Raw genomic sequence first — 24676 nt, forward strand, 5'->3', positions numbered from 1 at the left:
GCAGATGACTATTTTGTTCAATTTTTCAATTAAAACAATGGACTATTTTTATTGTTCACAAGGATATGAACCAAAGTTAGCCATTAGATATAAGGTTGAACTATGCATTTTCAATAGGAATAAATTATAAAAAAATTTCATAACTATTTTATAATATAGATCTTCCTATAATCTACCAATTCAAATTTTCTTGAAAAACATCTAACAAAAAATGAATTTGCTTATTAAACGATTTCCCCTACTATGAGATAAAAACGAGGGAAATATGTTACCACGCGGATCAGCTCTTGCACCATTTAAAACCATTGCCTTTCGCAATTTATGGTCAGCAACACTTGTTTCCAACCTTGGAGGCTTGGTGCAAACCGTTGGTGCTGGTTGGCTTATGGTATCAATCACCAATTCGCATTCTATGGTGGGGCTTGTTCAAAGTGCGACCACCCTACCCATCATGATTTTTTCGCTAATGGCTGGGGCATTAGCCGATAATTTTAATCGTCGCCAAATCATGATAACCGCGCAGAGCTTAATGATGCTAGTATCAATTCTACTCGCATTTTTAACCTTTATGGACTGGATCACACCATGGATGTTAATCGGCTTCACCTTTTTAATTGGCTGTGGCGGTGCACTTTACAATCCGCCATGGCAGGCAACGGTTGGTGATATTGTACCGCGCAATGATATCCCGGCAGCCGTTACGTTAAACAGTGTAGGCTTTAACCTTATGCGCTCAGTTGGGCCTGCAATTGGTGGTTTAATTGTTGCTGCATGGGGTGGTGCTGCTGCATTTATTTTTAATGCCTTTAGCTATATTCCACTAATTGGCGCGCTATTTTTTTGGAAACCAGTTTACCAAAAGCCAGCTTTACCGCGTGAGCGTTTGGTTGGTGCAATGTCTGATGGCTTGCGTTATGTTTTAATGTCGCCGCACCTCATTAATATTATGGTGCGCTCTTTCATGTTTGGCATTGGCGCGATTTCTATTTTAGCACTTTTGCCAATTATAGCCAAAAACATGCTAAACGGCAACGCGCTTTCCTATGGTAGTATGCTTGGTTTCTTTGGTATTGGCGCAATTATTGCTGGAATATTCAATTCGCGCATAAGAGCGCATTTTCGTAGTGAAAGCATTGTTAAGTTTGCCTTTATTGGTTTTGCGTTTTCCTGCATTTGCTTAAGTTTAAGTACATCACTGATTATTAGCCACATAGTTCTTTTGCCAGCCGGCATGTGTTGGGTTCTTGCGCTTTCGCTTTTCAATATATCGGTGCAGCTTTCAACTCCGCGTTGGGTGGTTGCACGCGCATTAGCGCTTTACCAAACTGCTTCATTTGGTGGCATGGCGGTTGGCAGTTGGCTTTGGGGCAATATTGCCGATCATTATGGCACAACGATTGCTCTTATCACTTGCGGCCTATTTCTTCTGCTCGGTGCAATCGCTGGCTTTCGGTTTGCCATTCATGAAATTGGCGATATTGACCTTGCACCTTCTAACCTATTTCGCGAGCCTGAATTACGCCTTGATTTAAAAGCCCGTAGTGGGCCAATCATGATTATGATCGATTATAATATTAGTGAAGAAAATGAAGAAGCATTTTTGAGCGCAATGGAAGAACGTAGACGCATTCGCCTGCGCGATGGTGCACGCCACTGGACATTAATGCGCGATTTAGAAAACCCAGAATTATGGACAGAATCCTATCATATGCCAACCTGGGTTGACTATTTGCGCCATAATCAACGCCGTATTAAATCCGATGTTGAAATAATTGAAGTATTAAGCACACTGAATAAAAATGGTGAACGACCAAAAGTGCATCGCATGATAGAACGTCAAGCTGTACCGCCTGCTCATGAGCTTCATATTAAACCGCCCCATGATGTATAAAGACGTTTTTTCAATTTACCCATTAACAGGATGCAACGATATTTAACCAACATCTAACTCAGCAAAAAAACGGTAAAATCAAAAGCCTTCGGAGATTTAATTTGATACCCATCAATATTTTCGATCATGCCATAAAGATGTATATGATTGACTGGCATTGTTTTAAAATGGTAAAATTGCATTGGGTTAGCAATAATATATTCAATATTATTTTCTGACAAATAAATGAAAATACAGCCATTTTTTACAATGATCTTGTTAAGTTTCGACGATTTATTTAAACTAATTTTTGCTTTATCGGTCTTTGTTTTTTAGATTATATAATCTTCCCATTCCATCTTGACCGCATAAAATGCATCAACAAATTTTATGATATCATTATAAGCAATGTTTAATACCAATTCATTTTCGGTAAAGACAATATTTTCTTGGAAAAATAATACCATTTTTTCCCTTTTAAAGGACTCCAAATGTGCGGTTTAGATGAAAAATATCTTCTAATGTTAATTTATCAGTTAACCATTGCGCAACGGGCTTTATTTTCGCAAAGCCAAAACAAAGATTTTGAAATATTTAAACTTATCCATATTATTAGTTCTTTTAATCTTCAAAACCGCAATATTGACCAATTACACACGATAATAAAAAATCATTGTGAAAACGATACGATTTTAAAGGAACAAGTTAATTATGCGCTAACACTTGCTTATAATGACAACATGAAACAATAAAGCCACTAACGGCACCTAAGAATACGTTAATGGCCTTCAATTGAAGAACAGATTTAAGCCGCTGCACGCTCGGCAGAAATAGCGTCGATAATCATATCAACCACCTGCTCAACAAGGCTAAGATTATCACCTTCCGCCATAACGCGAATAAGCGGCTCTGTCCCTGATGGACGGATTACGAGGCGACCATTTTTGCCAAGTTTTTCATTACCATCACGAATAGCGGCTTGCACATTTTCGCTTTCAAGCGGTTTACCACCACTAATGCGAATATTTTTTAGCAATTGCGGCACAGGCTCAAATTTATGGCAAAGCTTGCTCATTGGTTTGTTGGCACCTTGTAAACAGCCAAGCACCTGTAAAGCGCTAACAAGACCATCACCGGTAGTACCATAATCAGACAAGACTATATGGCCTGATTGCTCGCCACCAACATTAAAACCATGATTGCGCATATGTTCAACCACATAGCGGTCACCAACCTTAGTGCGGGCAAGAGTTAAGCCTTTATCCCCTAAAAACCGTTCTAAGCCGAGGTTGGACATTACGGTTGCGACAACGCCGCCACCGCGTAAATCACCATTATTATACCAGCTTTCAGCAATAACGGCCATAAGCTGATCACCATCAATGACCTGACCATTTTCATCCACCATCAATACCCGATCACCGTCACCATCAAGCGCAATACCTGCATCTGCACGCACTTCATGGACTTTTTTAATCAAAGAAATTGGATGGGTTGAACCGCAATCTTCATTAATGTTAAAACCATCCGGCTCATCATGAATGGTGACAACCTCAGCGCCTAGCTCCCAAAGCGCAAGCGGGGCGGCTTTATAAGCGGCACCATTGGCGCAATCCACAACAATTCGTAGACCCTCAAGGCGCACATCGCGCGGCATTGTGCGTTTTGCATATTCAATATAGCGATAAATATCACCTTCAACACGTTTTGCGCGGCCAATTTCGCGTGGGCCGGCCAAAAACGGTGTCATGTCGCTTTGGATAAGCTCTTCGATTTTTTCTTCCCGCTCATCAGAAAGTTTAAAACCATCACGCGTAAAAAGCTTAATACCATTATCAGCATAATGATTATGGGAGGCAGAAATCATCACCCCAATATCGGCGCGCATTGAACGACAAAGCATAGCAACAGCAGGGGTTGGAATTGGTCCTAATAAAAATACATCAACGCCAGCGGAGGTAAAACCAGCAACCAAGGCATTTTCAAGCATATAACCCGAAAGCCTTGTATCCTTACCAATAACGACACGGTTTTTATAACCCGAACGGCGAAATAAAATACCCACTGCCATACCGATTTTCATCGCAATTTCAGGTGTCATCGGGAAGCTATTGGCTTTACCACGCATTCCGTCTGTGCCAAAATATTTTCTTGCCATGCTGATACTTTCGTTTTGAAACATGCAATTTATAACATCCGCATGCCCTATTTTATGTTGCTTACATCAATTAAAATTGCTCTGCAAACAATAATTAACGCCATTATAATATCGAGGCGTTAATTTTTTGAAAATATAAAAAGCCAATAAAAATGCGAGGATACGCCCCTCGCATTTAATCATTAACCTTGCGTCAAACTTGCATCATCATCTTTATCAAAAATAGATTTATCCGTTTCATGCATGATTTGACTGGTAATCATACCTGCTGTCATCGAACCATTCACATTTAGGGCTGTGCGTCCCATATCAATCAGCGGCTCGATAGAGATAAGCAAAGCAACAAGAGTGACTGGCAAGCCCATAATCGGCAAAACAATCAATGCCGCAAAGGTTGCGCCGCCGCCAACGCCGGCAACGCCTAGCGAACTAACGGTTACAATGGCAACTAACGTCATGAACCACATTGGGTCAAAGGGATTAATGCCGACGGTTGGCGCAACCATAGCAGCGAGCATAGCAGGATATAAACCAGCACAGCCATTTTGACCGATTGTTGCACCAAAGGAAGCAGAAAAACTTGCTATTGATTGCGGTACGCCAAGGCGCTCAGTCTGCGCTTCAATATTAAGTGGAATAGAAGCAGCACTTGAACGACTGGTAAAAGCAAACGTTAAAACGGGTAAAACCTTTTTAAAAAAAAGCATAGGATTAATTCCCGATAAGGCTAATAATCCACCATGCACCGCAAACATGATAGCAAGACCAATATAAGATGCTATAATAAATGTGCCAAGATTTATGATAGCTGCAATATCAGATTGGGCAACGACCTTAGTCATTAAAGCAAAAACACCATAAGGTGTAAGGCGAATGACAATGCGAACAAGTTTCATAACCCATAATTGTGCGGTATCAATTGCCGAAAGAAGCCCTTTACCTTTTTCAGGATTATCACGCAATAATTGGATTGCGGCAGCACCTAAGAAAGCTGCAAAAATAACCACAGCAATAATTGATGTTGCACGGGAATTGGTAAGATCAGCAAATGGATTATTCGGCACAAAAGACACAATGATATCTTGAATACTCATGGAGCTAAGCTTTGCAGCATGGTTACTTTCGATATAACTTAAACGTGCAGTTTCGGCAGCTCCTTGCACGAGACCTTGCGCTGAAAGACCAAAGATCTTGACCATCAATACACCAACTAATGCTGATATCAAAGTTGTACCGAGCAATATGCCAATGGTGTAAAAACTAATTTTGCCAAGAGAAGATGCATTATGTAATTTGGCAACTGCTGACAAAATGGACACGAGCACCAAGGGCATAATGACCATTTGCAACAAGCCAACATAACCATTACCGACAATGTTAAACCAAGCAATGGACTGCTTTAAAACATCGCTTCCCGCTCCATAAAATAACTGCAATATGCCACCAAAAATAACACCTAACACGAGGCCGACAAAAACTTTAAGAGCTAGGCTCCAATTAGTTTTTTTCAACTGATGAAGTGCAAAAAGCAACGCGATAAAGACGACAAGATTTATAAAGAGCGCGGGCGACATTTTAAATACCTTTATTATTTTGCTCATTGGAGTGGTTCACAACAAAGCAAAATCAATTTGAATAGGAATGCTTGGTTTTTCTATCTATTTTAACATATAGAGCGCTAAAATGATTTTTCGCTAAAATTAAACTGAAAATTTTTTAAATGTTAAAACCCGATGACATGCCTTATGAGGAATGGAAAATAGGTGAGAAATTAAAACAACAAGCATAATTAATTTATACCTGTTTGATCATCTCCCAATGAAATCAACAAGAGCAAAAAATATCACAAATTAGGGTATATTAAAATAATAATCTCATTATTTAATAAAAATTAGAATTTTATTATTAGAAAAACAGAAAAAATTCCCCATGGGCATTGAAAACAGCAATATTTAAAGAGACACCCAGACTCCACCTAAGATCAAACCTGCAAAAATTAAAAATCCTAAAAATGAATTGGATAAAAATAATTTTAAGCATTGTTGATGATCATCTATATCAAGTACCCTTATTTGATAAATCATATGAATGAAAGCAAGCAATAAGCCTACAAAAGCAAGTGAGGGTATATGGGCAAGAAGAAATGCTGCAAGTGTGAAAATAAGCATACCACTATAAAGCAAGGTCAAAGCGAGTTTAGTCTTGTCACCAAAAAGCCTTGCGGTTGAGCGCACACCAACCAGCGCATCATCTTCCTTATCTTGATGAGCATAAATCGTATCATAGCCTATTGTCCACATGACAGAGCCGATATAGAGCAAAATTGGCGGCCAATCGAGCGAGCCTCTAGCTGCAGCCCAGCCCATTAAAGCGCCCCAATTAAAAGCAAGCCCAAGCACGATCTGTGGCCAGTCGGTTATTCTTTTCATAAAAGGATAAATAGCTACAATGATAATCGACCCAAGCCCTAAATTAATGGTAAAGGCGTTAAATTGTAAAAGCACCAGTAACCCAATGATACATTGCAGCAATAAAAATAATTTGGCTTGAATCCGGCTAACTTGCCGTGATGGTAGTGGGCGTGAACGCGTTCGCTCTACCGCACTATCAATATTATGGTCAACAAGATCATTATAAGTGCAGCCTGCGCCGCGCATGGCAACAGCGCCAATAAAGAACAAGAATAAATGCCAAAGCGATGGCATAACATTCATAAATTGCGCGCCATGATGACTACCAGCAACACTTACCAGTGCCGCAGACCACCAACAAGGCCACATTAAAAGCTTCCAGCCAATCGGCCTATCCCAGCGCGCCAATTGTGCATAGGGCCAAAATCCACGTGGCAACAAGCGGTAAACCCAATGACTGGACGGAGCATCTCTTACCCGTCCTTGCTGTTTATCTGATTGAATATCCGATGTATTTTGCTTGCCTTGCATGGTGCAAGTTATCCTTTTATGACATAATTTTTGATGCAACATGCCAGATTATAATTTGAATTGCACGTTAAAAATATGCCGATAATTAGCTGTCTTTGACAAGTTAACACCTTATGTTTAAAAATGCGAAGCTATAAAATAATATTACCATCAAATAGCAATAACCTATTATAATTTAAATTTTTCAGCTTTTTAAAAATAAGTGGGGGTACAATAATTATGTTCAGCAAAATTAGAAATTTTTTTAGCGATAAATTGCAAAAAAAAATCACTGATCGGCAATTTTCAACCGAAGAAGATGCCAGTCCACCCACCACAAATGACCAATTGCCGCTTCTCGCAAATCCGGGACTTATCGCAGCTATCACTACGTTAAGAAATGAAGAAAGCGCAGAAAATCGCATCAGATTTCAAAACCTTATGAAGGAATCGCGTTTCATCCTAGTGACGACCAAATTAAGTGCGATGGACAAAGACGATAGGGTGATATTTGATCATGCTGAAGACGAGCATAGCAGTGACAATAAATTTGGCATTGCCCTTACTGCGAGAAATGAAAAATTATATTATCTTATTTTCACCGATATGGATCGCTTCAATACTTGGCAACAGCAACATGATAATGATGCTCATAGTAACTCACCTAAATCGCAACCCAATTTGATTGCATTTGCAAATTTATGCGACCTGATCATGGAAACGCCATCCGAGCCTTATGGTATCCTTATCAATCCAAAATGCGAAGACTTCTTGGTTCAACATGAGTTTTTTAAAATGGTTTCGGTCGAAGCCCAGTTGCAGATGTCACACAATGAGGGAACAAAGGTTACTCTCCAAACCCTTGAAATCTCAGATCTGTCAGAAAATTTAGTCAATGAATTGAATGATTTTTTTAAAAAAACAATAGAAATTCATGCCGTTTGGGCGGTGATTATGGTCATGGAGCAGCAACAATATTTTACACTTATTATCGACTGCTCTGGTAATCATGATGATCTTTTTCCTAAAATACTGAATATTTGCGCAGCTTATATTGGCGAAGATGAAAAGACCACTGCGGTACAAGCAGAGCATGAGCCATTTAAATCACTGGTTGAGCAATTTGCGCCAATTTTCATACGCGCACATTAAAGCACTACAACAAGTAAAATTGGTAAAAGGGATTGTTTTGATGCGAAAATTCATTGAAAAACTAAAAAAAGATAAAAGCTTAGCCAATCAACAAGCATTTTTTCATGCCCTATCAAAACAGATTATTTATCTTGCTGAAACTCCACAACACGAACAAAAAGCGCAAACAGATCACAAACTGCTGATTGAATACCACGATAATGGAGTTGGTTATTTACTCGGCTTTAGCAATCCTCAATATTTCCAAAAATGGCAGCAACATGAGCAATTAACGCGCCAAAAATATTGCATTAAGCCATTTAATTTTGAAGAATTGTGTTTGCTAATGAAAGATTTTCAAAAAGATGAAACTGCACTTATTCTTAATCCAGCATGTGATAATCTCATAATTGCCAATGAATTATTTCATGATGCAAAAAAGTACGAAAGTCATCAAGATGATACAATAAGCGATAAGCAAACCTATGTCGCTATGACACCGCTTGAGCAAGGCGATTTTTCGTTTGAACTTTTACAGCTATTGCAAAATGAATTTAATAGTGAAAACTGGATAAGCAGTGTTTGGGCGGCAACAATAGACATTGACAGCATGGAAAGCTTTTTACTTATTATCGCAGGCAACAACACGCAAGATAGTGCTGACCACGGCGAATGTGATCAAAACCTATATCAGCTTTTATTAAAGATTTGCACACCATTTCTTGGAAGCGCCAATTTGACAATTTTAAGTAGCACAACAAGCCCTTTTAATCGGGCTATTTTAAACTATGATCCTATCTTTGCCAGAAAGCCGGGATAAATAGAATAAAAATAGTTACAATTTCAAGGCGGCCAGCCAACATTAAAAATGACAAGATCCATAAACTATTATCTTCAATTGTAGAAAAATTTCCAACAGGGCCAATTTTATCGCCAAAACCTGGGCCAACATTTGATAAAGCCGTAAGCGCACCGCTGATTGCAGAAACAAAATCTAAGCCGGTAATGACCAGTAACATAGCACCAATAATAAGTGTTGTCATATAAAGGCATAAAAACAATAATACGGTTTGGGCAATATCGCCAGAAACTTCTGATCCACCATAGCGCACTTTAACAACGACATTTGGCGACAATAAGCGGGCAAGATTGGCAGAAGTCAAGCGCCACAAAATAATGATCCGGTTAATCTTGATGCCGCCAGAGGTTGAACCAGAGCAACCACCAATGAGCGAGGCTAGAAAGAATATACCAAGCGCTAAAGGCCCCCAATTTGCATAGTCTTCAGTTGCGTAGCCCGTGGTGGTTATAACCGATACAAAGTGGAAAAGCGCCGTTAAAAATGCTTCAAAAAATGACTCTTGACGGGTGATACTTAAAGATAAAGCCAATATAAAACTGGCAATTGCGACGATTGACAAAAACAGCTTAACCTGCGGATCATAAAAACGTTGTTTGCTATGCCCGATAACCATTTTGACATAAAACACAAAGGGCATAGCCGATGCTAGCATAAAAATTGTAGCAATAACAATAATCATCGGCTGATCGGCATAAAACCCTAGTGAATCATCATGGGTTGAAAAGCCTGCTGTTGCAACGGTTGTCATCGAATGGTTAAGCGCATCAAACATATTCATGCCGGCAGCAAAATAGCAAAGCGTGCATAAAACAGTTAGCGACAAATAGGCAATGATAATTGCATTGGCGATTTGATTAACCCGCGGCAAAATCTTTTCTGATCGATCCGATGACTCCATATGAAAAAGCTGGACACCTCCAACGCGTAGCGAGGGCAGCAGCAAAAGCGCAAGACCGATAAAGCCGATACCACCAATCCAACATAAGAGTGAGCGCCAAAGCAAAATCCCAGCCGGTTTATCATCAAGATCGACAAGCACCGTTGCGCCTGTTGTTGTTACCCCTGATACGGATTCAAAAATGGCTTGGGCAAAACTTATCGGCAAATGGGAAAAGAAAATTGGTAATGAACCTAAAAAACAAGCGGTCACCCATAGGCTTGCGGTTAATAAAAAGCCAAGCCGTGTTGAAAATCGTGCGGTTGCCCCATGGGTTGATACTAATACCAAAGTGGCGACCATAAAGGTTAAGAGGCTAGCATAGATAAAAACCTGCCAATCATCATTGCCTTGCCGAATGTCGGCAAGAGCCGGCAACAGCATTGCAGCCGCCATAATCAGCGAAAAGCGGGCGCAAATATTGGCAATGAATCGAAAAATGATGAAACCTCAATCTTGGTCTGTAAAACAATATTACTAGCGTGGGGCGGTATTAAACTAAAAGCATATATTAGCCAATTATTAATTGCGCTAAATACCCTCATATTTTGCATATTTATAGCTCTTTTACCATTAGTCCAATTTTTTTCCAACACCTTCACACAAAAAACAGCTAGGTTTAAAACCGCCCAAATAAGCTTATGTTTTATCGCCATAATTATGAAGTTTACTTAGGCTAAAAACCAAAACCCATATTCTATTAGCAAGGAAGAATCGATACAGCGAGACTGAATAAAGAACTTATAAACTCAAGTACAATGCGTGTTATTAAACCATGCCAGCATAAAATATCGATAAGCCAGAATATCGCTATAGATAGATAGGCGTAATACGCAAAACCAACAAAATCATTAAAAATGATTCTATGCATCCAGTCCTGCTGAAAAAGATAAAAATAGCCAACCAAAAAAGCAGAGCCAAGCAAAATAATCATCGGCAAAACAAGGTGGATATTTGCTCGTGGTCGCAACCACGTAATAAGACCAAGAGCTAGAAATACCAGTAAATTCGCACTACTAAAAATACGTGTTTCTTTAATTAATCCTGAGGTCACTTCTGCATATTTGACTTCAATAAGATTGGTAAGTTTTTCATTGATGTTTTGTAAATTAAAACGCTCGGTAATAAGGCTCTTTGTTTTAAGTGCATTAAAAATAGCGCGGCATGTGCAATCTGGATCGCGCATGCGGGCAGAAATTTCTTTGACTTTGGTGGGAAGTGTCGTTTTTAATAGTTTATCAATGGCTGCAATGCGTGCTTCATTTAAATTAGTCCTGCGGGCGACATAATTGCCAACTTTACTATCAAAAGCACGCTTCACCGTTTTTTCAACGCGTGATTGCACTTCACCAACAATAAACGTCTTGCCCCAGTTCTCAATTAAAAAAGGCATAGTAAAGGAAGCTAAAAAGACAATGAGAAAAAATAACGAACCAACTATACTCATCAAATAGGATATTTCTCTCATCTATCCCCCTATATATTATTCTAGGTTCAATATAGTTCTGAAACCTATTTATACTTTATTATTAAATATTATAACTAAAAAATGGCAAGGTTTGATTTCTTAGCCATAAATTTTATTTTTGCACCTATTAAAGAATTTTTTAAAATTGGATATGCCACTTTTAAATAATCGCCACAAATTTATTGTGGGCATAGTGCCGCATTTGAAATTTTTATAATCTTTGTAATTGGCAAGCATCAAAAAGCTATTATAAATTACCAATGAATAGACATCTGCAGCTAAGCTATGATTGGAATTTGCCTGATGAGCAAAAAGGAAAAAAAAGACCTTCCCTTAAATGCTAAGGATCTACCCTACCGCCCTTGTGTTGGCATTGTTGTTTTCAATAGACTTGGCAAGGTTTGGGCAGGCAGACGCTTACCGATTGAAGGTAGCGAATTAAGTGGCGCCCATAATTTTTGGCAATTTCCCCAAGGTGGTATTGATAAGGGTGAAGATCCTTATGACGCAGCTTTGCGCGAATTATGGGAAGAAACAGGCATTAAAAAAGTTAGCCTTTTAAAAGAGGCTGATGATTGGCTTAATTATGATTTGCCTGAACATCTCATTGGAATTACTTGGAAGGGTAAATATCGCGGCCAAAAACAAAAATGGTTTGCCTTTGCTTTTGAAGGCACAGATAGCGATGTTGCAATTAACCCACCGCCGGCTGGCAATACGGCAGAATTTGATAGTTGGCAATGGGTTGATCTTGCAGATATGCTTGATCTTGTTGTACCGTTTAAAAAATCTGTCTATGAGGGTGTTGTGCGACAATTTGCACCCATAGAAGAGCAAATAAAACAAGCTAATAAGTGATAAATATTGCAAATATATGTGTTTAATTAGCATTCAATTTTTATTGTAATTTTTGCTAAAAATCAAAATGCGATTAAAAAATAAAAAGGCTATGCGAGTTTAAAGTACTGCATTTAGTCATAAAGGAGACCAAAATGACCGTTCAGACCGATATGGGTTCCAATGTCGACATTTCTCTTTTGCACCTTAAGGACGCGCATGTGCTTGCGCCTTTGCTTGCAAGCTACGCTCAAGCCTTAAAGCGTGGTGCGCCGCGCCGCCCCGATGATTTTTATGCCGAGCAACTTTTGCAGGACCGTTCCGCTGAAGTGGTGGGGGCATGGATAGGCACTGAGCTTATCGGCTTTACTATTTTTTACGATTTACCAGAGCCAGTGTCGGGCCTAAGGGCGGGCCAAGTTGACCATATTCACGTCCACCATGCCCATCAAGGCAAAGGCGTTGCCAAAGCAATGATTGATGTTTTATGTGAAAAGGCTGAAGACCGCAGTTGGGCAAAATTAGTACTCAATGCCCCTCGCCTTCCTGAAGATGGCAAAAAGCTTTATGAGCAAATTGCCTTGCGAGGTGACTGGACAAGCTACGTCATTCGCTTTGATTAGTCGTGCAACTCAATATTTATAAAATATGGATTTATAAAATATGGAGCGTTTTATAAAAGCGCTCCTTTTTTATCAGTAGATATTTTAAACATATAGACAAAGCATTTGATTTGTCCGTATAAATCAAATGATCGAAACAAACAAAAACATGTAATTGGGATCACTACCTAAAGGCTTTGCTTTTTAAAGTTTTGGAATGTCTGCTATATAGATAAAAAGTGATATCCCCTCCCCTTGCCGTTTACCCTGCAAAGACGCATAAAACAAATGGGAGCTGATCATGACCACTATAGTAATGTTTTTGAGTTTTATTATTTTAGCCACCTATGTGCAAACGGTTACTGGTTTTGCCTTTGGCCTTGTTTTAATGGGATTGATTGGTCTTTCACACCTTCTTCCTCTCGCCGATACTGCTATTATTGTTAGTATTTTAACGCTAACCAATGCGGCGGTTATTTTATTAAAAGCTTGGCGTATGGTGGATATAAAGCATTTATCCTTAACCTTGGCAGGTGCATTTCCTTTTGTTATCATTGGTGTTTTTTTGCTTGATTGGTTGGCATCAACCTCCTTAACTCTTTTGCAGCTTATTCTTGGCCTCGTTATTGTTTTATCAAGCTTTCAACTTTTACAAAGACCTAAAACTGGCAGCCAAATTGCACCCAATTATAGCTTTGTCATTTCGGGCGCATTAGGCGGTTTATTAAGCGGCTTGTTTTCAGCAGCGGCACCACCTATTGTCCACCATTTTTACCGCCAGCCGATAGATTACAAAATTATTCGCGATACCCTACTCGCACTTTTTGCCTGCACTGGCATTCTACGCCTTACCACCGTAGTCATCAGTGGATCATGGCATAGCAATATTATCTGGTGGACATTAATCGCCCTGCCCTTCGTCATTATTACCAGCTATCTAGCACGTCGCTTCCCTCCACCTCTGGGGCCAGAGGCAATAAGGCGACTCGTATTTTTACTGTTATTTGCATCGGGTGCTATGCTAGCTGTGCCGGCAGGATTAACTTTTTTATAATGCTATAGCTTAGTGTCAGGACCTTTAAGCTTAATTTTGAATAGTTTTAAACAACAGATGTTAGGCAAATGTGATAAAGAACTTGCTGTTTCTCATTTTCGTTATATAGTATTGCATCATAACGAGGATAGACATGCCGATTCAAGCCGATCTTGCTTTTTCAAGTAAAAATATTTCACCCATTGGACAAACACGTATTGCATTATTAGAGGCGGTTGGCCGTGAAGGCTCTATTTCAGCCGCTGCACGCGCGGTAAATTTAAGCTATAAGGCCGCTTGGGATGCTCTTGATACCATGCAAAACTTGGTTGAAAAACCACTACTTGAAAAGACCAGTGGTGGCAAGGGTGGCGGTGGCACCAAATTAACGCCAGCTGGTATTGCTTTGATTGAAACTTTTTATCGCCTACAATCTGGCCTTGCCAAAATGCTTGAGGATTCTGCCAAAGATCTTGATGCCATTGGACTAACATCAAGTAGTCTTATTCAAGGCTTTATGATGCGCACCTCGGCGCGCAATATTTTTGCCGGCGTTCTTGAAACCGTTAACTTGCGCTCAGTCTTTGCAGATATTGGAGTCCGCGTTTCACCTGATATCTTTATTACTGCCCAAATAACCCGTAAAAGTGTTGAAACCTTGGGGTTGGTCACTGGTCGCCATGTAGCAGCTTTAGTTAAAGCCCCCTTTGTGATGATCAACCCTGCCAAGGATGACGTTGCTCACCTAAATTCAATGCAAGGCGTCATTCGTGAAATGTTGACCGAGGGTGATGCTGTTGAAATTACCATTAATCTTGGCGCGGATAAGACTATTGTTGCCACAAAAAGCACAGCTGAAGTAAGGGCGCTTAACCTTCAAGATGGTATGAATGTAACAGTCGGTTTTGACCCTTGCCACGTGATTATCGCAACCCATTAAACAAATTCAATTTCTCCTAACTCCTAAAAAGGATTTTTTAACATGCGTTTTAAATTAGCACTCATTGCGGCTCTCCTTCTTGGTTCAACCGCCCTTGCCAATGCTGAAAAAACGTCGGTGGCAGTAGCCGCCAACTTTACCGATCCCGCCACTGAAATTTCTGCTTTGTTTAAAGAAAAAACGGGCCATGAAGCAGAGCTTGCTTTTGGTGCTACCGGCAATTTTTACAATCAAATTACCCAAGGCGCGCCTTTTGACGTTTTTCTTGCTGCTGATGACAGTCGCCCAGCGCTTGCTGTCAAAGAAGGCTATGGCGTTGAAAATAGCGTTTTCACCTATGCCATTGGCACCTTAGTATTATGGAGCAGCAAGCCAGACCTTATCAAAGATGCCGATAGCTTAAAAGATGCCTCAATCAACCATATTGCTTTTGCCAATGCTAAAGCTGCCCCTTACGGAAAAGCGGCTATTGAAGCCATGGAAAAGCTTGGCGTTTATGACAGCTTAAAGCCGAAATTGGTGGAAGGACAAAATATTTCGCAAACTTTCCAATTTGCCAAAACGGGCAATGCGGAAGCTGGCTTTGTTGCTCTTTCACAGGTTATTAATGAAAAGGGCGGCTCGCAATGGATTGTGCCACAAGAATATTATAACCCAATCCGCCAAGATGCAGTTTTATTGAAAAATGGTGAAAAAAACGAAGCGGCGAAAGCCTTTATCGAATTTTTAAAAACTCCTGAAGCCCATGAAATTATCAAAAAATATGGCTATCAACTCGACTAGTCACCCAAATTGGTAATCATGGTGCGGACGTTCCTATATTTTAAAAGGAACGTCCGCTCTTTCATATTCATAATATTAGAAATTAATCTTTTCTAGCAATAAGCAAATAATTTGCTAAGGGCTTAAAACATTGGGTGATGGATGGAGCTTCTCTCCGCACAAACATTAACCGCGATCGGTCTTACCTTACGCCTTGCCATTATAACCACCCTTATATTGCTTATATTGGGCATACCCTTGGCATGGTGGTTAGCGCGCTCGAAAAGCCTTTGGACAGAAGTTATTGCCACCATTGTCTCAGTGCCATTGGTGTTACCGCCAACGGTATTAGGATTTTATCTGTTGGTGGCTCTTGGTCCCAATGGCCCAATTGGATGGTTTGCGCCGCTCTTTGGTTTACGCACATTTGCTTTCAGTTTTACCGGCCTTGTCATTGGTTCAGTCGTCTATTCACTACCCTTTGTTGTTCAGCCTGTACGCAATGCCTTTGCCGCCATTGGCGATAGGCCTATGGAAGTTGCCGCAACTTTACGCCGTTCGCCATGGGCTGCATTTTGGGGCGTTGCTCTACCCCTTGCAAGACCGGGAATTTTAACCGGTGCGGTGTTAGGGTTTGCCCATACGGTGGGTGAATATGGCGTCGTATCGATGATTGGCGGCAATACTCAACAAACGCGGGTAATTTCCACCACCATCGTACATTTAAATGAAAACCAACAATTTGATGAAGCTTATATTTTGGCTGGCCTTATGGTTGCCTTTGCCTTTTTGGTTATTTTAACCATTATGCTTATTGAAAAGAAAAAAGCAAGCCAATGAATACAGAGCAAAAAACCATAGAAGTTTGCGTTCATGGCAAGCTTGGCACATTTGATCTTGATGTCGCCTTTCAGGCACCGATCACTGGTATCACTGCACTTTTTGGACCATCTGGCTGCGGCAAAACCAGCGTTCTTCGCGCTATTGCTGGGCTTAACCATTTAAATGGCAAAATAAGCATTGGCGATGATATATGGCAAGATGATAAGCAATTTGTGCCAATTTATAAGCGAAAAATTGGCTATGTCTTTCAAGAAGCTAGCCTTTTCCCTCACTTAAATGTACGCAAAAATCTATGCTACGCCTTTGATAAGTCGCTAACTGGTGCAAAGCAATATTTTGATGAAGTGGTCGATATGCTCAATATCGGGCATCTGATTGACCGCTCGCCCAAAAATCTTTCTGGCGGCGAACGTCAACGCGTTGCAATAGGGCGCGCACTCCTTTCATCGCCGCAAGTATTGTTGATGGATGAACCGCTATCCGCCCTTGATATGGCAACACGCATCGAGATTATGCCGTTTATTGAGCGATTGCGCGACCAATTAAAACTACCAATATTCTATATTACCCATGACATTAATGAAGTGGAACGCCTTGCTGATACACTTATTTTAATGGAGCAAGGGAAATTATTAGGTGCAGGCAAACTACAAGACCTACAAGCGGATATGAACCTTCCACTTGCTCAGCAACGCAATGCTGCGGTTAATTTCAATGCCCAGATTGATCATTGGGACGAAGACAGCGGCATTTGTGCGTTTTCGGTGAAGGGCGCACGCTTTTTAGCACCATTAGAAAAAGCACCTCAAAGCCAAGACATGCGCATCCGTATTGCCGCCAATGACGTTAGTCTTAGCCTTGAAAACCCTCAAAAAACCTCAATTCTTAATGTTGTTAATGCGGTTATTTTGTCAAAAACGTCAATTAATAATCATGAAATTTTGGTTTCGCTTAGTCTTGGTGATGATGACCAAGGCGCACATATCCTTTGTCGCCTATCGCGCTATTCTTGGCAAAACTTGAATTTACAAATTGGGATGAAAATTTTTGCGCAAGTTAAAGGCATTGCCTTGCTTGGTATAAATTAGCATCTCGCCATAAATGCAATAAATTAAGAATATAGTTTCAAAAATGATTTTTAGTAAGTTATATCATAAATTTAATGCAAATAAAAATATTGAAAATGCACGCTCAAACGGTTATCGGTAAGGTTGAATATTTAATGTCTCATATATCAAGGCATTAAATATATAATGACGCAAACTACATTGTCGGATAATCAGTATAACCTAATGCACTGCCTGTATAAAAATATTCATCTTTGGGACTATTTAATCCATATCCAGTTCTAATTCGATCAACTAAATCCGGATTGGAGATGAATAATGTACCCATACTAACTGCATCAGCAATTTTACTCGAAAGAGTATCATTTAATGTTTGAACAGTAGAGGGCCATAGCTCAACAGATTCATGTGGGTTAAGAATCACTACTCCATTCCATAAGCCTCTAATCAACTTAGTCATTTCTCTATTATTTGACTCCATGATGTGAATATAGGCTAAATCCTTGGGGATTAATGGAATAAATGTTTGATATAAAGTTTTGGAATTACCCTCATCAATATCGTTGTAACGATTTTCAGGTGAAATTCTTATGCCAACTTTATCTGCACCAATAGCTACAGAGCATTGGTGTATTACTTCTAACGCAAATTTCAAACGGCCAGTAATATCTTTTCCGTAATCATCACTTCTAAGATTTGTATTTTCCGCCATAAATTGATGGATTAAAAAACCATTTCCACAGTGGATTTCAACCCCATCAAAACCTGCTAATATTGCATTTTTTGCAGCAGTTACGTGATCAACTATTGCTTGAGTGATATCAGTACTATCCATTTCTTTGGGTATTTCGAATGATTTTAAACCTTCAGTTGTATAGATTTTACCTTGTGCACAAACTGCAGAAGGTGCAATAGGTTGAAGTTGCTCAGAATAATTTAAATGATGACCAATTCGACCAGAATGCATCAGTTGTGCAAAAATTTTTCCATTTTTTTGATGAACAGAATGAGTTACGTTTTTCCAGGCTTCCACTTGCTCTTGTGAATATAAACCAGGAGTATTCATAAAGCCTTTGCCTATTAAGCAAGGCTGGATCCCTTCCGAAATTATTAGGCCTGCAGAAGCTCTTTGGGCATAATACTCGGCCATAATTTCAGTAGCACAACCATCATCCAAAGCGCGACAACGCGTCATAGGCGCCATTACTAAAGAATTAGATGCGGTCGTGCTACCATATCTAATTTTGGTCAAAAAGTTTCTCATTAAAATCTTTCCTTATATTATTAGCCTTGTTGCAAATAGTCTTCTATTGTTTTACGGTCTTAAAAACTTTTCGAAAAAGCCATTTCTATTCTTAAGTTTGAAATTTAAGACTTCGCCTCGTTGGTGGTAAGCCGCGTTTCTAGCCAAACGGCAAAAAGGATCAAGGCTAAGGCACACCATTGAAGAGAGCTTAGATTTTGCCCCAAGATCAACCAGCCGAGAAGCACGGCGGCAACGGGACTTAAAAATCCAAGTGATGCAATGATAGAAGGGGCCAGACGTTCGATGCCACGAAACCACAGGATATAGGTGACGGCCGCGCCGATTAGGCAAAGATATGCAAAGCCGATAAGATTGGCATGGCTAAGTGCAGGTAATGATGGCTCGAAAATAAAGGCGATAGGCACGAGCATCAAACCACCAGCAGTTAATTGCCATGCAGTAAAGGTTAGATTGGAAACAGGCGGCTTCCATTTGCGACTTAAAACCGTACCAAAAGCCATGAAACAGGCACCAAGCAAACCAGCAGCAATGCCAATTAAATCAAGTTTTGCTTGAGGTGTCAGTACCAAAAGGGCGACGCCTGCCATGCCCATAAGTGCTGTGATGACTGAGTGAGCTTTTAAACGCCGCTTTAAAAGCGGAACTGTTATAAAGACGATAATTAGGGGTTGGATAGCGCCAATTGTTGCCGCCACGCCGCCTGGAAGGCGATAGGCAGAAACAAACAGCAATATCCAAAACAGTGTGAAGTTCAAAAGGCCTAAAATGGCTAAGCGCAAAATCCATTTACCACGCGGCAATTGTCGCACAATTAGCAAAAGCAGCAGACCTGCCGGAAGAGCCCGTAGCATGGCAGTACTGACCGGATAGCCAGCGGGTAGCAGTTCTGTTGTAACAATATATGTGCTGCCCCAGATAAAAGGTGCCAATGCTGATAGGGTTAGATCCTTTGAAATTGCCATATTGGCTGAATTGGACATAAAATTATTTCCCATTACTTGTTTCAACAGCTTTTATAAATTATCATACCAGGAAATTAAGACCGTAGATGGAATAAGATTTATTCTAAAATGGAAAATATCAATGGACAAGATTGATGCCTTGCGGGTGTTTCGCCATGCTGCTGAACTCAATAATTTTACTAAAGTTGCTGAACGCACCACGCTTTCGCAATCTGCAATCAGCAAGGCAATTCAACAGTTGGAAAGTGAGCTAAAACTTCGGCTATTCAACCGCACAACGCGGCATATATCTTTGACAGAGGGTGGTGAGACCTATTATCGACATGTTTGTCGTATCTTGGATGATCTTGATGCTGCCGATCTTTCTGTCAGTGATTGCGAGGCTGTACCACGCGGTACTTTGCGCATTAGTTCACCGATGACCTTCACCCTCATTACACTGACAAAGCGGATACCAGAATTTCTCGATTTATACCCCGAACTTAAGGTCGATCTTAAAATGGACGACCATAAACGTGATTTTTTAGGTGAGGGCTACGACGTGGCGATCCGAGGCAATACGCGCGGTATACCGGATTCGTCATTGATTGCCAAAAGACTGATGACGATGGAGCATGTGCTGGTAGCTTCACCGGATTATATTGCGCATGCCGGCAAGATCAATCATCCAGATCAAATCAATCAGCATCAAACTATCCAATTCAGCCTGACCGCACACGCTGATTTATGGACTTTTACCAACGGCAATGAAACAGTCAAGCTTCCGATTAATGGCCGCTATCGAGTCTCTTCAAGCTTAGCTGTTCTTGATGCAATTCGCGCCGGCATCGGCTATAGTTTGGTACCGAAAATTTACATTGAGGATGATCTGGTAAGTGGCAAGCTCGTAACTGTTCTTGATGACTGGAAGAAGGACGAAACCAATGTCTTCGCCCTGTATCCCACCAAAAGCTATATGCCAATCAAAACTCGAGTCTTTTTGGATTTTTTGGTGGAGCTATTTAAAAGCTACGGATCATCTTGAGCTTATTGAGATGCTTATCACGGTCTGGCTATGATGAGACAGAAATCCTTAAATCAGAGATCTTATTGCAAATATTTTTATGCTAAAATTTAATTGTCAAATTAATAGTGGACTTTTAATTTTTTCCGCTTTTCAACTCTAAAATTGAGTAATTTGATGCTTCTACATTTTATATAAACGGGCAATATTACCAATATGTAGAATATTTTTCTATTTTTACAGTCTCAATAAAGCTTTGGCAAAATCAAAATCAAAAATATCCAAAATAAACAAATTAAAAAATACTAAAATTTAATATTTTTCTATTTAATACCTTTTTTAAAATTGAATCAATTATCAAACTTGTTTTGCAAATTATCAAGCTGGCGGCGATCGCGCTTGGTTGGCCGCGGCCCTGTTTGCGTTTGCGCTTCCAATGCTTGGCGTGCTAGTTTTTCTTCCGCAGTTTCAACCGGCGTTAAATCTTGATATAATTTTTGCGCTTCTACAGCCGGACCTCGACGCTCGCCAAGGGCAACAATTTTTATAGTTCTAATTCTTTGATTATAGCTAATCGTCAAGACATCATCAGCTTTCACTAAATATGATGCCTTGTCGATTTTTTGTTTGTTTACTCGGATTTTACCGCTATTAGCAAGCTCCGCTGCCAGACTACGCGATTTTAATAAACGGCTGAAAAACAGCCATTTATCAATTCTCAATCTATCTGGCAGCTGCTCACTCATTTTTTCAACTGGTCACGCAATGCTGCTAATTTTGCAAAAGGTGAATCTGGATCCATGTCTTTTGCTGGCTCATTATTGCGGGCTTTGTTGAAATCTTTTGGCTTATTATTAGCGCGGCGTTCATTATTGTTGCGACGATCATGATTACGACCGTCTTTATTAAACTCACGCTTTTCGCCAGATCTATCTTGATTTGACTTATCTTGGCGATTTTTATCATAACGTGGCTTATCGGAACGAGCCTGTTGCTCACCACTTACTTCGCCTGTAGCGGCGTTTGGCTTGCGGTCAAATTTCTTTTTGCCATCATTGCGGTTATTATTATCGCGCGGCTTGTGCGGACGATTTTCCTGCCGCCCCTGATAGCGCCAAAGCAACATCATCTTGACATTTTCAACCGGTTTTTCTGCTTCAATCTCTGCAACTTCTGCAGTAGTTTCAGCAACAACTGGTTGGCTTTCAAGATTTGCCCACATTGGGCCAACTGGTTCAGCATCTAATGCTAGCGCAGCGGCTACTGGCTCTGCTCCTTCATTAAGCTTAGCTTCAACTTCTGCCACGCTAATGGAGTGAGAACGATAACCAAGATTTTTAAGTACATCTTCCATATCAGCATGGCTTGCACCCAAAATCGACATCATAGCTGGTGTTACAATGAACTGGCGGCCATCAAATGCGCCTTCTGGTCTTGGACCTGTGCCCTCACGCCAAGCTAAAGCAGGACGAATAAGATCAGCCAAACGCTCAAGGATATCAACGCGCACCGCACGCTTACCAAGAATACGATATCCAGCAAGGCGATAAAATTCTGGGTTAAATTCGCCATTTACTTCAATAGATGTACGACCAGCAGCCATAGTTTGAATAATATCGCCATAACCGGGTTGGTCTTTTGCATCATTTTGCAAAGCCCAAAGCAATGTAATTGCTTGTGCTGGCGCTGGCTTTAAAAGTGCTGGAATAAAAATGTGATAGGCACCAAAACGCACACCAAGACGGCGAAGTGCAGCGCGCGAATCTTGATCCAAGCTTTTTACATCATTAGCAATGTCGCGCCGAGGCAATACGCCAAGCTGCTCAACCAACTGGAAAGCAATACCGCGAGTGATACCAATTAAGGCATCAGCATTGATAAGATCGAAAAGTGGCTTTAATGCTGTTTCAAAATGGAAAGCAACAAAGCGACCAACGCGGTCATTGACCTTATCACGCTGTGCACCCTGCAATTGCTCATCAGCCAGCAAGATAATGCGTGGCTTTAAAAACTCATCACCACTCACCAGAGTTGCAATAGGTTGACCAACCCAACGGACGATGCCGTCCGATGCCAGCGCTAAATCACCATTAGCACATGCACTAAGCCTTTCAGCCCGCGCATCGTATTCAGGTGCTAATGCTTTTTGCGCTGCCGCTCTCACCGCTTTGGCATCACTGCCTTCGGCAGCTTTGTCCATGGTGAAACGGAAGCCTTCCAAATGTCCAACATGGTGACCTTCTACTAGAACATCACCGGTTTGCGAAATTTCGGCATCTATCATTGTATTCTCTCTCAGCCGTTTCATCAGAACGCTTGTTCTGCGGTCTACAAATCGTTTCGTCAACCTCTCATGCAGCGCATCAGACAATTTATCTTCAATTTCCCGCGTTTTTTCTTGCCAATGTTGCGGATCTGCCAACCAATTAGGTCGATGAGAGACATAAGTCCAGGTCCGAATCTGCGCAATGCGGTGTGATAAAGTATCAATATCGCCATCTGTACGATTAGCAAGTGCTACCTGAGATGCAACATAATTTTCATCAACTACACCAAATTCTACCACATCACGGAACAATGTGGCAATAATGTCGGCATGTTGGGCGGGGGCAATCTTACGATAGTCGGGAAGCGCGCAGATATCCCATAGCAATTTGACTTCATCGCTACCCTTTATACGTCGAGCAATCGAATCGTCTTTAGCCAAATAGCTAAGCGCACGAGCATCAACAGCTGGCATTGCCTTAACCAGACCGTCAATTGGGGATGGAGTATCAAGGGAGCGAATTAAGTTTCCAATTGTGCTAAAATCCATATTGGCAGTACGCCATTGCATGACTTTAACAGGATCGAAATAGCTACCTTCAATTTTTTCAACGAGTTCTGCTTCAAGCGGAGCAACACGTCCAGTAACGCCAAAAGTGCCATCACGTAAATGGCGGCCTGCGCGCCCTGCAATTTGCGCAAGTTCGCTTGGATTTAAATCACGATATTGAAAACCGTCAAATTTTCGAGTTTGAGCAAAAGCCACATGATCGACATCAAGATTAAGCCCCATGCCAATCGCATCAGTTGCGACCAAATAATCTACATCGCCAGATTGATAAAGCTCTACCTGTGCATTGCGCGTGCGCGGCGACAAAGCACCCATAACAACCGCAGCACCGCCTCTTTGCCGGCGAATAAATTCCGCAATAGCATAGACCTCATCAGCGGTAAAAGCCACAATGGCAGAACGTCTTGGCAGCCGTGCAATTTTTTTTGAGCCACTATAGGTTAGTTGCGACAGCCTTGGCCGCGATGCAACGCTAAGCCCGCGCAACAGCTTTTCCAAAACACCACGCATGGTTAAGGCGCCAAGAAGCAAAGTTTCTTGCCGTCCACGTAAGTGCAAAATCCTATCGGTAAAAATATGGCCACGTTCTAAATCATTGGCAAGCTGCACTTCATCAATGGCAACAAAGGCGGCATTGGTCTCGCGCGGCATTGCTTCCACAGTGCATACAGAATAGCGAGCCTTAGGTGGCTGGATTTTTTCTTCACCAGTTACCAGTGAAACTTTGTCTGCACCAATTTTTTCGCAAATCCGTGTATAAACTTCACGCGCCAACAAACGTAACGGCAAGCCAATAATGCCGCTATCATGCGCCAACATCCGCTCTATCGCAAGATGCGTCTTTCCTGTATTGGTTGGCCCCAACACTGCCATGACATTACGGCCAGAAAAAACAAGGGGGGTGTTCCCCATTGGCAACTCCAATGTTTGAAAAGGCCGTTAAGTCAATCACTCGCGGCCTTATCGCGCTTTTTAAAAGCTATATTTGTATTTTATCAACACAAGGGTTTTTCAGCACTATTCTAATTATAATTATTAGACATTTTAACGTTTCATTTATGTTAAAACATTTAAAATTCAATATCTTTTAAATCAAACGCTTAACTAAACCATGAAACAATAAAAAAACCGACTTATCGTCGGTTTTTATATATTCTATCAGTCAACTCAAAATCAA

At 40.8% G+C, this 24676-nt stretch carries 22 protein-coding genes; 12 read left to right on the forward strand and 10 right to left on the reverse strand.

Going from position 1 to position 24676, the window contains the following annotated elements; genetic code table 11:
* Positions 1–265: 265 nt before the first annotated feature.
* Positions 266–1891, forward strand: coding sequence for an MFS transporter (locus tag N6B01_RS10890; RefSeq protein ID WP_262078740.1), 1626 nt, complete (start codon positions 266–268; stop codon positions 1889–1891).
* 311 nt (positions 1892–2202) lie between these two features.
* Here N6B01_RS10890 and N6B01_RS10895 read toward each other — a convergent pair whose 3' ends face one another.
* Entirely contained in the window at positions 2203–2337 is a 135-nt protein-coding gene (locus N6B01_RS10895) for a hypothetical protein (protein ID WP_262078742.1), read from the reverse strand.
* Positions 2338–2361: 24 nt separating this feature from the next.
* On the opposite strand from N6B01_RS10895, the gene N6B01_RS10900 reads away from it, so the two are divergent.
* Positions 2362–2622, forward strand: a complete 261-nt coding sequence (locus tag N6B01_RS10900; RefSeq protein WP_262078744.1) for a hypothetical protein — start codon at positions 2362–2364, stop codon at positions 2620–2622.
* A 53-nt stretch (positions 2623–2675) separates the two neighbouring features.
* Here N6B01_RS10900 and glmM read toward each other — a convergent pair whose 3' ends face one another.
* The 3 genes from glmM to ubiA form a co-directional block, all read right to left on the reverse strand.
* Positions 2676–4028 (reverse strand): phosphoglucosamine mutase, encoded by a 1353-nt coding sequence (gene glmM / locus N6B01_RS10905; protein ID WP_182417797.1) that lies wholly within the window; start codon positions 4026–4028, stop codon positions 2676–2678.
* Between the two features lie 182 nt (positions 4029–4210).
* The gene (locus N6B01_RS10910) at positions 4211–5602 is read right to left on the reverse strand and encodes an L-cystine transporter (RefSeq protein ID WP_262078745.1); all 1392 of its coding nucleotides are present in this window, start codon (positions 5600–5602) and stop codon (positions 4211–4213) included.
* A gap of 378 nt (positions 5603–5980) precedes the next feature.
* Positions 5981–6970, reverse strand: a complete 990-nt coding sequence (gene ubiA / locus N6B01_RS10915) for a 4-hydroxybenzoate octaprenyltransferase (RefSeq protein WP_262078747.1) — start codon at positions 6968–6970, stop codon at positions 5981–5983.
* Positions 6971–7189: 219 nt separating this feature from the next.
* Here ubiA and N6B01_RS10920 point away from each other — a divergent pair, with 219 nt between their 5' ends.
* Positions 7190–8101 (forward strand): enhanced serine sensitivity protein SseB C-terminal domain-containing protein, encoded by a 912-nt coding sequence (locus N6B01_RS10920; protein ID WP_262078749.1) that lies wholly within the window; start codon positions 7190–7192, stop codon positions 8099–8101.
* 40 nt (positions 8102–8141) lie between these two features.
* On the forward strand, positions 8142–8900 hold the full coding sequence (locus N6B01_RS10925; RefSeq protein ID WP_262078750.1) for a hypothetical protein: 759 nt from the start codon (positions 8142–8144) through the stop codon (positions 8898–8900).
* Here the strand turns inward: N6B01_RS10925 and N6B01_RS10930 are convergent.
* Together N6B01_RS10930 and N6B01_RS10935 are read right to left on the reverse strand one after the other, a co-directional pair.
* Positions 8875–10275, reverse strand: coding sequence for a TrkH family potassium uptake protein (locus N6B01_RS10930; RefSeq protein WP_182417802.1), 1401 nt, complete (start codon positions 10273–10275; stop codon positions 8875–8877). The genes N6B01_RS10925 and N6B01_RS10930 overlap by 26 nt on opposite strands.
* Before the next feature lie 304 nt (positions 10276–10579).
* A complete protein-coding gene (locus N6B01_RS10935; protein ID WP_262078751.1) occupies positions 10580–11347 on the reverse strand; it encodes a hypothetical protein in 768 nt (255 codons plus the stop codon).
* A 303-nt stretch (positions 11348–11650) separates the two neighbouring features.
* Here N6B01_RS10935 and N6B01_RS10940 point away from each other — a divergent pair, with 303 nt between their 5' ends.
* The 7 genes from N6B01_RS10940 (at position 11651) to modC (ending at position 17452) form a co-directional block, all read left to right on the forward strand.
* On the forward strand, positions 11651–12205 hold the full coding sequence (locus N6B01_RS10940; RefSeq protein WP_182417804.1) for an RNA pyrophosphohydrolase: 555 nt from the start codon (positions 11651–11653) through the stop codon (positions 12203–12205).
* A 152-nt stretch (positions 12206–12357) separates the two neighbouring features.
* Positions 12358–12807 carry a GNAT family N-acetyltransferase gene (locus N6B01_RS10945; RefSeq protein WP_182419751.1) on the forward strand — a complete coding sequence of 150 codons (450 nt, stop codon included), beginning with the start codon at positions 12358–12360 and terminating at the stop codon, positions 12805–12807.
* A 280-nt stretch (positions 12808–13087) separates the two neighbouring features.
* Entirely contained in the window at positions 13088–13840 is a 753-nt protein-coding gene (locus N6B01_RS10950; RefSeq protein WP_262078753.1) for a TSUP family transporter, read from the forward strand.
* Between the two features lie 133 nt (positions 13841–13973).
* Positions 13974–14759: a molybdenum-dependent transcriptional regulator ModE gene (locus N6B01_RS10955; RefSeq protein WP_262078755.1), complete on the forward strand. Its 786-nt coding sequence runs from the start codon at positions 13974–13976 to the stop codon at positions 14757–14759.
* A gap of 42 nt (positions 14760–14801) precedes the next feature.
* Positions 14802–15542: a molybdate ABC transporter substrate-binding protein gene (gene modA / locus N6B01_RS10960; RefSeq protein WP_262078756.1), complete on the forward strand. Its 741-nt coding sequence runs from the start codon at positions 14802–14804 to the stop codon at positions 15540–15542.
* A 141-nt stretch (positions 15543–15683) separates the two neighbouring features.
* Positions 15684–16361 carry a molybdate ABC transporter permease subunit gene (gene modB / locus N6B01_RS10965; protein WP_182417808.1) on the forward strand — a complete coding sequence of 226 codons (678 nt, stop codon included), beginning with the start codon at positions 15684–15686 and terminating at the stop codon, positions 16359–16361.
* Positions 16358–17452, forward strand: a complete 1095-nt coding sequence (gene modC / locus N6B01_RS10970; RefSeq protein ID WP_262078758.1) for a molybdenum ABC transporter ATP-binding protein — start codon at positions 16358–16360, stop codon at positions 17450–17452. Before modB ends, modC begins: the two co-directional genes overlap by 4 nt.
* 175 nt (positions 17453–17627) lie before the next feature.
* On the opposite strand, the gene N6B01_RS10975 is transcribed toward modC, so the two are convergent.
* The gene (locus N6B01_RS10975; protein ID WP_262078760.1) at positions 17628–18695 is read right to left on the reverse strand and encodes an alkene reductase; all 1068 of its coding nucleotides are present in this window, start codon (positions 18693–18695) and stop codon (positions 17628–17630) included.
* A 104-nt stretch (positions 18696–18799) separates the two neighbouring features.
* The gene (locus N6B01_RS10980) at positions 18800–19678 is read right to left on the reverse strand and encodes an EamA family transporter (RefSeq protein ID WP_262078762.1); all 879 of its coding nucleotides are present in this window, start codon (positions 19676–19678) and stop codon (positions 18800–18802) included.
* 103 nt (positions 19679–19781) lie between these two features.
* Here N6B01_RS10980 and N6B01_RS10985 point away from each other — a divergent pair, with 103 nt between their 5' ends.
* A complete protein-coding gene (locus N6B01_RS10985; protein ID WP_262078763.1) occupies positions 19782–20684 on the forward strand; it encodes a LysR family transcriptional regulator in 903 nt (300 codons plus the stop codon).
* Positions 20685–21013: 329 nt separating this feature from the next.
* Here the strand turns inward: N6B01_RS10985 and N6B01_RS10990 are convergent, their stop codons facing one another.
* On the reverse strand, positions 21014–21409 hold the full coding sequence (locus N6B01_RS10990) for an Hsp15 family ribosome-associated heat shock protein (protein WP_262078765.1): 396 nt from the start codon (positions 21407–21409) through the stop codon (positions 21014–21016).
* A complete protein-coding gene (locus tag N6B01_RS10995) occupies positions 21406–24411 on the reverse strand; it encodes a helicase-related protein (RefSeq protein ID WP_262078767.1) in 3006 nt (1001 codons plus the stop codon). Before N6B01_RS10995 ends, N6B01_RS10990 begins: the two co-directional genes overlap by 4 nt.
* Between the last annotated feature and the right edge of the window lie 265 nt (positions 24412–24676).

The organism is Bartonella sp. HY406 (genome assembly GCF_025449315.1).
In the GTDB taxonomy this organism is placed as follows: Bacteria; Pseudomonadota; Alphaproteobacteria; order Rhizobiales; family Rhizobiaceae; genus HY038.

Coding starts and splice junctions, on each gene's coding strand:
- N6B01_RS10890 (WP_262078740.1), top strand. CDS start 266: ATGTTACCACGCGGATCAGCTCTTGCACCATTTAAAACCATTGCCTTT.
- N6B01_RS10955 (WP_262078755.1), top strand. CDS start 13,974: ATGCCGATTCAAGCCGATCTTGCTTTTTCAAGTAAAAATATTTCACCC.
- N6B01_RS10935 (WP_262078751.1), bottom strand. CDS start 11,347: ATGAGAGAAATATCCTATTTGATGAGTATAGTTGGTTCGTTATTTTTT.
- modA (WP_262078756.1), top strand. CDS start 14,802: ATGCGTTTTAAATTAGCACTCATTGCGGCTCTCCTTCTTGGTTCAACC.
- glmM (WP_182417797.1), bottom strand. CDS start 4,028: ATGGCAAGAAAATATTTTGGCACAGACGGAATGCGTGGTAAAGCCAAT.
- N6B01_RS10950 (WP_262078753.1), top strand. CDS start 13,088: ATGACCACTATAGTAATGTTTTTGAGTTTTATTATTTTAGCCACCTAT.
- N6B01_RS10985 (WP_262078763.1), top strand. CDS start 19,782: ATGGACAAGATTGATGCCTTGCGGGTGTTTCGCCATGCTGCTGAACTC.
- N6B01_RS10920 (WP_262078749.1), top strand. CDS start 7,190: ATGTTCAGCAAAATTAGAAATTTTTTTAGCGATAAATTGCAAAAAAAA.
- N6B01_RS10910 (WP_262078745.1), bottom strand. CDS start 5,602: ATGTCGCCCGCGCTCTTTATAAATCTTGTCGTCTTTATCGCGTTGCTT.
- N6B01_RS10940 (WP_182417804.1), top strand. CDS start 11,651: ATGAGCAAAAAGGAAAAAAAAGACCTTCCCTTAAATGCTAAGGATCTA.
- N6B01_RS10975 (WP_262078760.1), bottom strand. CDS start 18,695: ATGAGAAACTTTTTGACCAAAATTAGATATGGTAGCACGACCGCATCT.
- N6B01_RS10945 (WP_182419751.1), top strand. CDS start 12,358: ATGGGTTCCAATGTCGACATTTCTCTTTTGCACCTTAAGGACGCGCAT.
- N6B01_RS10925 (WP_262078750.1), top strand. CDS start 8,142: ATGCGAAAATTCATTGAAAAACTAAAAAAAGATAAAAGCTTAGCCAAT.
- N6B01_RS10895 (WP_262078742.1), bottom strand. CDS start 2,337: ATGGTATTATTTTTCCAAGAAAATATTGTCTTTACCGAAAATGAATTG.
- N6B01_RS10930 (WP_182417802.1), bottom strand. CDS start 10,275: ATGGCGGCTGCAATGCTGTTGCCGGCTCTTGCCGACATTCGGCAAGGC.
- N6B01_RS10900 (WP_262078744.1), top strand. CDS start 2,362: ATGTGCGGTTTAGATGAAAAATATCTTCTAATGTTAATTTATCAGTTA.
- N6B01_RS10980 (WP_262078762.1), bottom strand. CDS start 19,678: ATGTCCAATTCAGCCAATATGGCAATTTCAAAGGATCTAACCCTATCA.
- N6B01_RS10990 (WP_262078765.1), bottom strand. CDS start 21,409: ATGAGTGAGCAGCTGCCAGATAGATTGAGAATTGATAAATGGCTGTTT.
- N6B01_RS10995 (WP_262078767.1), bottom strand. CDS start 24,411: ATGGGGAACACCCCCCTTGTTTTTTCTGGCCGTAATGTCATGGCAGTG.
- modB (WP_182417808.1), top strand. CDS start 15,684: ATGGAGCTTCTCTCCGCACAAACATTAACCGCGATCGGTCTTACCTTA.
- ubiA (WP_262078747.1), bottom strand. CDS start 6,970: ATGCAAGGCAAGCAAAATACATCGGATATTCAATCAGATAAACAGCAA.
- modC (WP_262078758.1), top strand. CDS start 16,358: ATGAATACAGAGCAAAAAACCATAGAAGTTTGCGTTCATGGCAAGCTT.